This window comes from Glaciihabitans arcticus (genome assembly GCF_004310685.1).
Taxonomy (GTDB): Bacteria; Actinomycetota; Actinomycetes; order Actinomycetales; family Microbacteriaceae; genus Conyzicola; species Conyzicola arctica.
On sequence record NZ_SISG01000001.1, the window covers coordinates 774,421 to 786,883 of the forward strand.

Here is a 12,463-nt window from a genome sequence, read left to right on the forward strand (position 1 = left end):
CAGAAATGAGTACCGCGTGACCGCTCGGATTCCCACGGTTCTTCGACCGGAGCATCCCTCGGCCAGGGCCCTGTCGGGGCTCGTCGAAGAGTTTGGCCTCGACTACCGGGGATCGCTCGACGGCATCGAGATCACCGGTGTGACCCTCAGCACCGACGACCTGCACCCCGGTGACCTCTACGTCGGCATGCCCGGCGCGGTCAGCCACGGTGCGAAGTACGCGGAGAAAGCGCGCAAAGGCGGTGCTGTCGCGATTTTGACGGATGCCGCGGGCGCAACCCTCGCAGACAGCTCAGGGCTGCCCATGCTGCTCGTCGAGGCCCCGCGCACGGCTCTCGGTGCCATCTCGGCGTGGGTGTACCGCACCATGGAGCACCCACCCCTGCTCTTCGGCACCACCGGTACCAACGGCAAGACCAGTGTGTCGTACCTGCTCGAGGGCATCCTGCGCCAGCTCGGGCTTGTCAGCGGACTCAGCTCGACGGCCGAGCGCCACATCGGCGACCTGACCGTGGTGAGCCGCCTGACCACCCCGGAGGCCAGCGAGATGCACGCCCTGCTCGCCCGTATGCGCGAGAGCGAGGTGCGTGCGGTCGTCATCGAGGTGAGCGCGCAGGCGCTCAGCCGCAATCGCGTAGACGGCTTGCTGTTCGACGTCGTCGCGTTCACGAACCTCAGCCACGACCACCTCGACGACTACGCCGACATGGAGGAGTACTTCCAGGCGAAGCTCGCCCTGTTCCAGCCAGATCGCGGCAAGCGCGGTGTGATCTCCCTGGACTCGCCCTACGGTCAGCGGGTCGTCGAGGAGTCGCGCATCCCGATCACCACGATCTCGGCCACGCCGGGTGTCGAGGCCGAGTGGATGGTCGAGATCGTCGAGGAGACGGCTGCCTACACCGAGTTCACCCTCACCGGGCCCGAGGACCGCACCCTCACGACCCGTGTGCCGCTCATCGGCTGGCACATGGCGGCTAACGGTGCGCTCGCGATCGTGATGCTCGTTGAGGCAGGTTTCGAGCTCGAGGCGATCGGCCAGGCACTCGAGCCCTCCGAGGACAACCCGGGCGGCGGCATCGACGCCTACCTGCCCGGTCGCACCGAGCGCATCTCGGGCGACCACGGGCCGACCGTGTACGTCGACTTCGGCCACAGCCCCGACGCTTTCGAGCAGACGCTGCAGGCCGTGCGCAAGGTCACTTCCGGCCGAGTCATCATGGTCTTCGGTGCCGACGGCGACCGCGACGCCACCAAGCGCCACGAGATGGGCCGCGTCGCCGCCGAGTACTCCGACGTGCTGGTCATCACCGACCATCACCCGCGCTACGAGGACCCGACCTCCATCCGCGCCACCCTCGTCGAGGGAGCGGCCCTCGCCGCGAGCCCGTCCGACGTGCACGAGGTCAGCCCGCCCGAGCAGGCGATCCGCGCGGCCGTGCAGCTTGCGAAAGAGGGAGACTCGATCCTCTGGGCCGGACCCGGCCACCAGGACTACCGCGATATCGAGGGCGTGCGCACGCCCTATTCCGCGCGTGACGAGGCGCGTGCCGCCCTGCTCGAGGCAGGCTGGGCGTGACCTTCGACGCGGCCAACGTGCGCATCACGCGCGCGGGTACCAGCTTCACCGTCTCCGGGGACAACCCCTGGACCGGCGCCATCGTGACCCTGCAGCGCGCGGGGGAGCGGTACGTCGAACCCGCCCTCGCGAGCCTCGAGGCCTCACTCGAGGAGGGCCTTCCGCTCGAGCTCGCGCTCACGGCAGCTACGAGCTCCTCGCGCGGCGAGCGCTGGGACATGCAGGCGCTGTACCCGAGCCCGGGCATCCTCGTTCTCAATGATGCTTCCGAGGCGACGCCGTCGACCACGATCGCCGCCCTCAAGACGCTCGCCGAGCTCGCCCTCGATGGCAGTCGCTCGATCGCCGTGCTCGGCGAGGTGGACGTCGACGACCCCACCGAGTGGCGAGAGGAGCACGATCGCATCGGCCGCATCGTCGTGCGTTTGAACATCTCGAAGCTCGTCGTCGTGGGCGACGGAGCACGTCACATTCACAACGCGGCGGGCCTCGAAGGTTCGTGGGATGGGGAGTCGGTGCTCGTTGGCACTGCAGAAGAGGCATACGATCTTCTGGGAGTAGACCTGCGTGACGGAGACGTTGTGCTCGTGAAGTCATCGGCATCGGCCGGGCTGGGGTCTCTCGGAGACCGGCTGGGAGGAGCTGACTCGTGGTAGCCCTTCTTATCTCTGCGGCAATCGCCATGGCGTTCACGCTGTTCCTGACGCCCCTGTTCATCCGACTCTTCAACCGCATCGGCTGGGGCCAGTTCATTCGGGATGACGGTCCGCAGACTCACCACGCCAAGCGCGGCACGCCCACGATGGGCGGCATCGTCTTCATTCTCGGCGCAGTCACGGGTTACTTCGTCGGCCACCTGATCGCGAGCGAGCCCATCTCGCGGCCGGCCCTGCTCGTCATCTTCATGATGGTCGGTCTCGGATTCGTCGGCTTCATCGACGACTTCCTCAAGACCCGCAACCAGCGCAGCCTCGGCCTCGGGGGCTGGGCAAAGATCGCCGGCCAGGTCGTCGTCGCCGCGATCTTTGCAGTGCTCGCCCTGATTCCCGACGGGGACGGTCGTGCTGCGGCATCCACCGCCATCTCGGGCGTTCGCGATATCGAGTGGCTCGATCTCATGGTTTTCGGGCCGATCCTCGGCCTCGTGCTGTTCGGCCTGTGGGTCGTAGTGATCTCGGTGAGCGCGTCCAACGGCGTGAATGTCGCCGACGGACTCGACGGCCTCGCGACCGGTGCCTCGATCCTCGCGATGTCGGCCTACGTCTTCATCGGCTTCTGGCAGAAGAACCAGAGCTGCTTCGGTGTCGGGGGTGCGGTCGATGAAGACCTGTACCGCTGCTACAACGTGCAGGAACCGCTCGACCTCGCGATCATCGCTGCCGCCATCACGGGCAGCCTCATCGGCTTCCTCTGGTGGAACACCTCACCCGCCCAGATCTTCATGGGCGACACCGGCTCGCTCGGCCTCGGTGGCGCACTCGCCGCCCTCGCCATCCTCAGCCGCACCGAGTTGCTGCTCGTCTTCACCGGTGGACTGTTCCTCATCGTCACGGGATCCGTGATCCTGCAGCGCGTGTACTTCAAGCTCACCAAGGGCAAGCGCATCTTCCTCATGAGCCCGCTGCACCACCACTTCGAGCTCAAGGGCTGGGCCGAGATCACCGTCGTCGTGCGGTTCTGGATCATCGCCGGACTCTTCGTCGCCGCCGGCATCGGAATCTTCTACATCGAATGGACGACCAGCCAGCCGTGACAGACCTCAGTACCCTGACGAGCTGGCATGCCGACTGGAAGGGCGTGCGGGCCGCAGTGCTCGGGCTCGGCGTGACCGGCTTCTCCGTCGCCGACACTCTCGTGGAGCTCGGCGCGGACGTTCTCGTCGTCGCCTCGAAGGCTCCGGCCGAGCAGGCCGACCTGCTCGACGTGATCGGCGCGGCGCTCATCGAGGCCGACCTCAGTGCGGTTCCGGCCGGACTGGCCGACTTCGGCGCCGACGTGTTGATCGTCTCGCCCGGCTTCCACCCCGACCACCCCCTGCTGCTCTGGGCCGAGCAGCAGGGCATCCCGATCTGGGGCGACATCGAGCTCGCCTGGCGCGTGCGCGACAAGGTGCGCGCCGCCGAGTGGATCTGCGTGACCGGTACCAACGGCAAGACCACGACCGTGCAGCTCACCACCCACCTGCTCGTCGAGTCGGGTGCTCGCGTGCTCGCGGCCGGCAACATCGGCGTGCCCGTGCTCGACGCCGTGCGCGACCCGATCGGCTTCGACGCCCTCGTCGTCGAGCTCTCGAGCTACCAGCTGCACTGGATCAACCGCAACGCCGAGGGCGCCATCTCGCCGCTCGCGAGCGTCTGCCTCAACCTCGCCGACGACCACCTCGACTGGCACGGTTCCGCCGAGGCCTACGCCGCCGCGAAGGCGAAGGTCTATGAGAACACCCGGGTCGCCTGCGTCTACAACAAGGCCGACCTCGCGACGCGTCGCATGGTCGAAGAGGCCGATGTGATCGAGGGATGCCGCGCCATCGGGTTCGGCCTCGACCTGCCGGGACTCAGCGAGCTCGGCATGGTCGACGACCTGATCGTGGATCGCGCGTTCCTCGATGACCGCCACAACGCCGCCCTCGAGCTGACGACGCACGGTGAGCTCGCTTCGTCCGGCCTTGCGGCACCGCACTCGGTCGCCAACGTTCTTGCGGCGGCCGCCCTGGCCCGGGCGTACGGGGTCGAGCCTGCGGTCATCCGTTCGGGTATCGCCACCTTCCGGATGGATTCGCACCGCACGGAGCCCGTGCTCGAGCACGGGGGAGTGAACTGGGTAGACGACTCGAAGGCGACCAACCCGCACGCGGCCAACGCCTCGCTCTCGGCGTTCCCCTCGGTCGTCTGGATCGTCGGCGGGCTGCTCAAGGGCGTCGACGTCGGCGACCTCGTCGCGAAGCACGCTCCAAGACTGCGCGCCGCAATCGTGATCGGGGTGGATCGCGCGGCTGTTCTCGCGGCATTCGCGCGACACGCGCCCGCGCTGCCGGTGTTCGAGGCCGAGCCGACCGAGACTGAAGACGTAATGTCGGAGGCCGTGCGTCTGTCGGCTGCTGCAGCACTGCCGGGGGACGTTGTCCTCCTGGCTCCGGCCGCCGCATCGATGGACCAGTTCACCGACTACTCCGACCGCGGACGACGATTCGCCGCGGCGGTTCGAGAGCACGTAAGAGGGGCGGCGGATGATGACGGAACGCCCGCAGCGCCCGAAGGCCCCGAGACCGGCATCTGACCCCTCGGCCCCCGCCGCCCTCGTCGGCGTGCGCAAGCTGTTCGCTGCGGAGTCGTCCAACTACTTCCTGCTGCTCGGCACGGTGCTCTTCCTCGTGGTGTTCGGCCTCGTGATGGTGCTGTCCTCCTCGTCGATCGAGTCGAAGCTCAAGACCGGCTCGGCGTTCGAGGAGTTCTCGCGCCAGGGCCTGTACGCCGCGATCGGAATCCCGCTGATGCTCATCGTGTCGCGCATTCCCGTGACGTTCTGGAAGAAGTGGGCCTGGCTCGCGCTCGGTGTCGGAATGGTGCTGCAGATCCTGGTCTTCACTCCGCTCGGCTATGGCTATGGCGGAAACCGCAACTGGCTCGACTTCGGGGTGTTCAGCGTTCAGCCGTCCGAACTTGTGAAGCTCGCGTTGATCCTTTGGATCGCGCTCGTGCTCACCGCCAAGTCCGGCCTGCTGCACAACTGGCGGCACGTGCTGCTGCCCATCGGCCCGGTCGCCCTGCTTGCCATCGGACTCGTGCTCCTGGGTAACGACCTCGGAACAGCGATCATCATCCTGTCGATCGTGCTCGGAACCATGTTCTTCGCCGGCATCCGCCTCAAGCTGCTCGGCACGGCCATCGCCCTCATCGCCATGTTCGGCGTCGTCTTCGCGTTCGGCAGTTCCTCGCGCACCGCGCGCATCAACGCCTGGCTGTACGGCTGCACACCCGCCGACTACATCAACGGCTGCTGGCAGCCCACCCACGGCACCTGGGCGCTCGCCTCCGGCGGGGTATTCGGTGTGGGGCTCGGCAACTCGAAGGCCAAGTGGTCGTGGCTGCCCGAGGCCCAGAACGACTACATCTTCGCGATCATCGGCGAGGAGCTCGGACTCATCGGTGCGATCGTCGTGCTTGTGCTCTTCATTGTGCTCGCGATCGCTCTCGTGCGCATCATCCGGGGCACGCGCGACCCATTCGCCCGCATCGTCACCGGCGGCGTGCTCATCTGGATCGTCGGCCAGGCGCTCGTGAACATCGCGGTGGTGCTGAAGCTTCTCCCGGTGCTCGGGGTGCCGTTGCCCCTCATCTCCGCGGGTGGTTCGGCCCTGATATCGACCCTCCTCGCGATCGGTGTTGTGTTGTCCTTCGCCCGAACGGCAGAACCGCGCCTCGCGGAAGAGATCGTCGAGCAGACCCCTGCCGAGCGCTCGCGCCTCGCCGCCACGCAGAGAGCCCGCCCGCGCTCGTGACGACGTATCTTCTCGCCGGCGGCGGTACTGCCGGCCATGTGAACCCCCTGCTCGCAACCGCGGACCGCCTGCGCGATCGTGACCCCGATGCCGAGATCCTCGTGATCGGAACGGCCGAAGGCCTGGAGGCCCGCCTTGTGCCGGCCCGCGGCTACGAGCTCATCACGGTGGCCCGCCTGCCGTTCCCGCGTCGGCCGAACCGTGCCGCCCTGTCTTTCCCGAAGCGCCTGCGGTCTGCCGTCGACGAGGTCGTGGCGATCATCGCCGACCGTGGCGTCGACGTGATCGTCGGCTTCGGTGGTTACGCCTCAGCGCCCGCCTACCTTGCCGCGCGCCGCACCAGGACCCCTCTTGTTGTGCACGAGGCCAACGCGCGCCCGGGAATCGCCAACCGACTGGGCAGCTGGATCACGCGATTCGTGGGCGTGGCCTTCGCCTCGACCCGCATCAGGAATGCGACCTTCGTCGGGATGCCCCTGCGTCGCGAGATCGAGCAGCTCGACCGTCACGCGGCCCGTGCGGAGGGCATCCGACTGTTCGGATTCGACAACGAGCGCCCCGTGCTGCTCGTCACCGGCGGCTCGACCGGCGCCCGTTCGATCAATGCGACGATCGCCGAGTCGGCTCCACTGCTGCTCGGTGCGGGCTGGCAGGTGCTGCACATCGTGGGGGAGAAGTCCGAGCTCGAGGATCCCCGGCTCGACGGCTACACCCTGCTGCGCTACTGCGACCGCATGGACCTCGCAATCGCTGTCGCCGAGCTTGCCGTCGCCCGTTCCGGCTCCGCCACGGTGAGCGAATTCTCGGCCGTCGGCCTCGCCGCCGTCTACGTGCCCTACCCGGTCGGCAATGGCGAACAACGCTTCAATGCGGCGGATGTCGTTGCGGCCGGTGGCGCGATGATCGTCGCGGACGCGCAGTTCACCCCCGCCTGGGTCGCCAGCACTCTTGTGCCGCTGCTGCGCGATCGCGCCCTGCTCGCCGAGATGGCAACCCTCGCGGCGACGACCGGTGTTTCCGATGGTGCAGACCGCATGGCAGACCTCGTCGCGCGCGCCCTCGCCTCGGCGACACCCGCGAGCGCGTAAAATCGATTCCGATGATTAGCCCAGACTTCACCCAGGAGCTCCCCGCTGAGCTTGGTTCCGTCCACTTCGTGGGCATCGGCGGTTCGGGAATGAGCGGCATCGCCCGCCTGTTCCTCGGCGCGGGTCACACCGTGACCGGTTCCGACCGCAGCGAGAACCACAACACGGAGGCCCTGCGCGAGCTCGGCGCCACCGTCTCGATCGGCCACGACGCCGCGAATCTCTCGCCCGACGTCGACGCCCTCGTCTTCACCGGTGCCCTCTGGCCCGACAACCCCGAGTACCTCGCGGCCGTCGAACGCGGTATCCCGGTGCTGCACCGCTCACAGGCGCTCGCCTGGCTGATCAGCGACCAGCGCCTGATCGCCGTCGCGGGAGCGCACGGCAAGACCACGTCGACCGGCATGATCATCACGGCACTGCTTCAACTCGGTGCAGACCCCAGCTTCGTGAACGGTGGCGTCATCCAGTCGCTCGGAGTGTCGAGCGCACGCGGCGAGGGCGAGCTGTTCGTCGTCGAGGCCGATGAGTCCGACGGATCCTTCCTGCTCTACGACACCGCCGTCGCCCTGATCACCAACGTCGACGCCGACCACCTTGACCACTACGGCTCGCACGAGGCATTCGACGAGGCATTCGTGACGTTCGCGAGCCGCGCGAGCGAGCTCGTTGTCGTTTCGAGTGACGACCCGGGCGCCGTGCGCGTCACGAAGGCCCTCGACCACAAGCGCGTCATCACATTCGGTGAGGATGCCGCGGCGCACGCCCGCGTCCACTCGATCACGAGCGAAGGCCCCGTCGCCTTCACCGTGTCGTGGCAGGGCGCCGACTATCCCGCCCAGCTGCGGGTCCCTGGCAAGCACAACGCGCTCAACGCCGTCGGCGCCTTCGCGGTGCTTGTCGGCCTCGGCTTCGAGCCCGCCGCTGCCCTCGCCGGCATCGAACTCTTCGGCGGCACCGAGCGCCGCTTCGAGCTGCACGGCGTCGTTCGCGGCGTCAGCGTCTACGACGATTACGCCCACCACCCGACCGAGGTCGCCGCAGCGCTCTCCGCCGCACGCACCGTGGTCGGCGCCGGTCGCATTATCGCCGTGCACCAGCCGCATCTCTACAGCCGCACCCAGCTCATGGCCGGCGACTTCGCGGCCGTCTACGAGCAGCTCGCCGACGAGACGATTGTTCTGGATGTGTACGGCGCCCGCGAAGACCCCATCCCCGGAGTCACCGGCGCTCTCGTCTCTGAGCGGTTCGCCGACCCCGCCCACGTCTCCTACCTCCCCGACTGGCAGCAGGCCGCCGACCACGCCGCGTCCATCGCGCGCGAGGGCGACATCATCATGACCCTGAGCTGTGGCGACGTGTACCGCATCGTTCCCCAGCTGCTCGCCTCCCTGCAGGCGACGCCGAGCGCGTAACGGCCCGTGAAGAGACCGGAAGGCTTCGACCCCGCCGCGCGGAAGCCCCAGCAGCCCGTGGTGCAGGCCCCCGCGCCAAAAGCGAGGAAGCAGGCACCCCAGGCGAAGAAGCAGCCTGCCGCGCCGACGGCTTTGCCCCCGTCGTCGCGCGCCACCCCGGCCGGACGCCCCGGTGTCACGCGACCCACGATCCGTCAGCCCGCGACGGTCGCTCCGACTCTCGCGCCCGCTCAGCCGAAGGCGCAGAGACTGCCCAACGTGAAGGCGGAGCTGCGCCGAGCCGCCCGGGAGCGCAAGCGCTTCGAACGTGGCGAGGTGCGACGCTTCACCCGCCGGCTTCGCTCCCGCCGGGCGTTCTGGCTGACCACGGGCGGCATCGCCGCGACCCTCGTGCTCGTGCTCGCGATCGCCGTGTTCTCGCCGATTCTCGCACTGCGCGAGATCACCATCCAGGGCACCTCGCGCATCGACAAGAAGGATGTGCTCGCCGCCGTCAACGGCCAGCTCGGCACACCGCTCGCGCTCGTCGACGAGGCGCAGCTCGAGCGGGCCCTGAGCGCGTTCCCGCTCATCCGCAGCTACGTCACCGAGACGGTGCCGCCCAACACGCTCATCATCAACATCGAGGAACGCGAGCCGGTGGGCGTCATCCAGCGCGGCGAGGAATTCGACCTCGTCGACCCGGCGGGCGTGCCCGTGCAGACCACCGCCGAACGACCGGCCGATGTGCCTCTCATAGTGGTGGATGGCGCGGAGACCGAGGGGGCCGCCTTCGACTCCGCCGTCGAGGTGCTGCTCGCCCTGCCGCCCGCGATGCTCGCCCAGGTCGACACGATCACCGCGAGCACGCAGGACGACGTGCGCTTCGTGATCCGCGGTGTCGGGCAGAGCGTGATCTGGGGGAGTGCCGATCGCTCGGCGTACAAGGCGCGGGTGCTGACCGCGCTGTTCGCCAAGACGAAGCAGAGCGTGAAGTACGAGTACGACGTCTCGGCCCCCGAGAGCGCCGTGATCACGCGCCGCTGAGCGGCGACTTTGCGACACGCGGCAGCCGCTGCATCCTCGTTCGTCGTCGGCAACCTACTCTCAGAGCAGGAAATGCATACCGGGCATAACATTATACCTCAAGTAGAGGTTGAACGTTAGCTCTCCGGTAGAAAATGGCAGCGGAGGCCGAGAAACGTGACATCGAACCAGAACTACCTAGCCGTCATCAAGGTCGTCGGCATAGGCGGCGGCGGCGTCAACGCAGTGAACCGCATGATCGAACTCGGCCTGCGCGGCGTGGAGTTCATCGCCATCAACACCGACGCCCAGGCGCTGCTCATGAGCGATGCCGACGTCAAGCTCGACGTCGGTCGCGAACTCACCCGCGGCCTCGGAGCCGGCGCTGACCCCGAGGTCGGCCGTCGCGCCGCCGAGGACCACGCCGAGGAGATCGAAGAAGCCCTCGCCGGAGCCGACATGGTCTTCGTCACCGCGGGAGAGGGTGGCGGAACCGGAACCGGTGGAGCCCCCGTCGTCGCCCGCATCGCCAAATCGATCGGCGCACTCACGATCGGTGTCGTCACCAAGCCCTTCGGCTTCGAGGGCAAGCGCCGATCGAGCCAGGCTGACATCGGTGTCTCGAACCTCAAGAACGAGGTCGATACCCTCATCGTCGTGCCCAACGACCGCCTGCTCGAGATCAGCGACCGCGGCATCAGCATGCTCGAGGCATTCGCCACCGCCGACCAGGTGCTCCTTGCCGGAGTCCAGGGCATCACCGACTTGATCACGACCCCCGGACTCATCAACCTCGACTTCGCCGACGTCAAGTCGGTTATGCAGGGTGCCGGTTCCGCGCTGATGGGCATCGGATCCGCGAGGGGAGCCGACCGCGCCATTAAGGCCGCAGAGCTTGCCGTCGCGTCGCCGCTGCTCGAGGCCTCCATCGACGGAGCACACGGAGTGCTGCTCAGTGTGCAGGGTGGATCCAACCTCGGCATCTTCGAGATCAACGACGCCGCCCGTCTCGTTCAGGAAGCCGTTCACCCCGAGGCCAACATCATCTTCGGTGCCGTCATCGACGACACCCTCGGTGACGAGGTGCGCGTCACGGTCATCGCCGCAGGCTTCGACGGCGGCGAGCCTGCCGTCAAGCACGCCGACCCGCGCCGCAGCAACTTCGTGGGCGCCGAGAGCGGCGCGCAGCCCACCGTCGCACCCGTCGTTCCCACCGAAGAGGCCCCGGCCGCCGCGTGGACGCCGAACGAGCCGCCGGCCACCGCGCCGATCGACCGCACGTTCGACGACAACGACAGCGACGACCTGGACATCCCCGACTTTCTCAAGTGACCCCGCTCGCCGAGCGACTGGAGCGGGTGACCGCTGAGGTCGCCGACGCCGCGCGCGCCGCCGGCCGGAGCCCGGCCGACATCACCACCATCGTCGTCACCAAGTTCCATCCGGCGAGCCTCGTACGCGAGCTAGCACAACTCGGCGTCACCGATGTTGGTGAGAACCGGCACCAGGACGCCGGGCCCAAGGCTGCGGAGCTGGCCGACCTCGCCCTCACCTGGCACTTCGTCGGACAGCTGCAGAGCAAGAAGGCGCGCCCCGTGCTCGAGTACGCGAGCGTCATCCACTCGCTCGACCGCGCCTCACTCGTGACGGCGCTCGCGGGCGAGCGCCCCGATCCCGTCGACGTGTTCCTCCAGCTGAACCTGACCGACGACCCCGGGCGCGGGGGAGTCGCGGAAAATGAGCTCGACGTCCTCGTCGATGCTGTGCTGGGGGCATCCGGACTTCGCCTGCTCGGGCTCATGGCCGTCGCCCCGCTCGGTGAGGAGCCCCGGGCGGCCTTCGCCCGCGTGCGTGCGGCGTCCGAGCGACTGCAGAAGTCGGCGCCGGAGGCCACGTGCCTCTCGATGGGCATGTCGGGCGACTTCCGTGAGGCGGTGCTCGAAGGCGCGACACACCTACGCATTGGCACGGCAATCACGGGAAACCGGCCGGCCGCCGGTTAATCTCAGAGGACTGCTACACCGTACGGAGGATCACAATGGCCAACCCACTGCGCAAGACCATGGTTTACCTTGGCCTGGCTGACGAAGAATACGACTACGAGCCCGCGCAGCAGCCCAGCGCTCCTGCCGCTCCCGTCGCGCACCCGGCTCCCGCCGTCGCGGCAACCGCCGGCCGCGCGCCGGTCACTCCGCTGCGCCGTCCGGCTGCAACGCGTGCGGCGACCGCCGCGCCCGCCGAGATGAACGAGATCCTCACCGTGCACCCCCGCGCCTACAAGGATGCACAGGTGATTGCCGAGAACTTCCGCGAGGGAATCCCCGTGATCATCAACCTTTCGCAGATGAGCGAGCCCGACGCACGTCGCCTCGTCGACTTCGCGAGCGGACTGTCGCAGGGTCTCTACGGTCGCATCGAGCGCGTCACCAGCAAGGTGTTCCTCCTCTCGCCCGCGCACGTCGCGGTGAGCGGTGACCAGGCCGAGGTCGAGTCGGACGTCGACGCTTCCTTCTTCTCGCAGCAGTAGGCCGGGGCTGTGCAGCCCGTAGCCCTCGTCGCTTCGATCATCTACTTCGCGATCACGATCTTCATCGTGTTCATGTGGGTGAGATTCGGCTTCGACCTCGCCGCGAACTACGCGCGGCAGTGGCGTCCGAAGGGCGCCGTGCTCGTGATCGCGGAGACCGTGTATGCGGTCACCGATCCACCCGTGAAGGCCGTGCGGCGCGTTGTGCCACCGGTTCGACTCGGTGGAGTCTCGATCGACTTCTCGTGGAGCATCGTGCTTCTGCTCGCGATTATCCTCAGCTACATCGTTTTCGGATTCATGAATTAGCCAAGCCGATGTACTCTGGACAGAAGTCTGCGGCGACCGATCCGG

12 protein-coding genes are annotated in these 12,463 nt (G+C 67.8%); all 12 read left to right on the forward strand.

Annotated features, from left to right (window positions below):
• Window positions 1–16 precede the first annotated feature (16 nt).
• Window positions 17–1,576, forward strand: a complete 1,560-nt coding sequence (locus EYE40_RS03560; RefSeq protein WP_130980657.1) for a Mur ligase family protein — start codon at window positions 17–19, stop codon at window positions 1,574–1,576.
• Window positions 1,573–2,232, forward strand: coding sequence for a glutamate ligase domain-containing protein (locus tag EYE40_RS03565; RefSeq protein WP_130980658.1), 660 nt, complete (start codon window positions 1,573–1,575; stop codon window positions 2,230–2,232). The genes EYE40_RS03560 and EYE40_RS03565 overlap by 4 nt, the downstream gene beginning before the upstream one ends.
• On the forward strand, window positions 2,226–3,329 hold the full coding sequence (mraY, locus tag EYE40_RS03570; RefSeq protein ID WP_130980659.1) for a phospho-N-acetylmuramoyl-pentapeptide-transferase: 1,104 nt from the start codon (window positions 2,226–2,228) through the stop codon (window positions 3,327–3,329). Before EYE40_RS03565 ends, mraY begins: the two co-directional genes overlap by 7 nt.
• Entirely contained in the window at window positions 3,308–4,852 is a 1,545-nt protein-coding gene (gene murD / locus EYE40_RS03575) for a UDP-N-acetylmuramoyl-L-alanine--D-glutamate ligase (protein ID WP_130980660.1), read from the forward strand. Before mraY ends, murD begins: the two co-directional genes overlap by 22 nt.
• The gene (gene ftsW / locus EYE40_RS03580; RefSeq protein ID WP_204742262.1) at window positions 4,806–6,074 is read left to right on the forward strand and encodes a putative lipid II flippase FtsW; all 1,269 of its coding nucleotides are present in this window, start codon (window positions 4,806–4,808) and stop codon (window positions 6,072–6,074) included. The genes murD and ftsW overlap by 47 nt, the downstream gene beginning before the upstream one ends.
• Window positions 6,071–7,162 carry a UDP-N-acetylglucosamine--N-acetylmuramyl-(pentapeptide) pyrophosphoryl-undecaprenol N-acetylglucosamine transferase gene (locus EYE40_RS03585; RefSeq protein ID WP_130980662.1) on the forward strand — a complete coding sequence of 364 codons (1,092 nt, stop codon included), beginning with the start codon at window positions 6,071–6,073 and terminating at the stop codon, window positions 7,160–7,162. The genes ftsW and EYE40_RS03585 overlap by 4 nt, the downstream gene beginning before the upstream one ends.
• Window positions 7,163–7,173: 11 nt before the next feature.
• On the forward strand, window positions 7,174–8,577 hold the full coding sequence (murC, locus tag EYE40_RS03590; RefSeq protein ID WP_130980663.1) for a UDP-N-acetylmuramate--L-alanine ligase: 1,404 nt from the start codon (window positions 7,174–7,176) through the stop codon (window positions 8,575–8,577).
• Window positions 8,578–8,583: 6 nt separating this feature from the next.
• Entirely contained in the window at window positions 8,584–9,603 is a 1,020-nt protein-coding gene (locus EYE40_RS03595) for a cell division protein FtsQ/DivIB (protein ID WP_240034698.1), read from the forward strand.
• Window positions 9,604–9,759: 156 nt separating this feature from the next.
• Entirely contained in the window at window positions 9,760–10,914 is a 1,155-nt protein-coding gene (gene ftsZ, locus EYE40_RS03600; protein WP_130980664.1) for a cell division protein FtsZ, read from the forward strand.
• Window positions 10,911–11,585 carry a YggS family pyridoxal phosphate-dependent enzyme gene (locus EYE40_RS03605; protein WP_240034699.1) on the forward strand — a complete coding sequence of 225 codons (675 nt, stop codon included), beginning with the start codon at window positions 10,911–10,913 and terminating at the stop codon, window positions 11,583–11,585. Before ftsZ ends, EYE40_RS03605 begins: the two co-directional genes overlap by 4 nt.
• Before the next feature lie 35 nt (window positions 11,586–11,620).
• Entirely contained in the window at window positions 11,621–12,109 is a 489-nt protein-coding gene (locus EYE40_RS03610) for a cell division protein SepF (protein ID WP_130980665.1), read from the forward strand.
• 9 nt (window positions 12,110–12,118) lie between these two features.
• Complete coding sequence (locus EYE40_RS03615) at window positions 12,119–12,418, forward strand: YggT family protein (protein ID WP_130980666.1); 300 nt, start codon at window positions 12,119–12,121, stop codon at window positions 12,416–12,418.
• Window positions 12,419–12,463 lie beyond the last annotated feature (45 nt).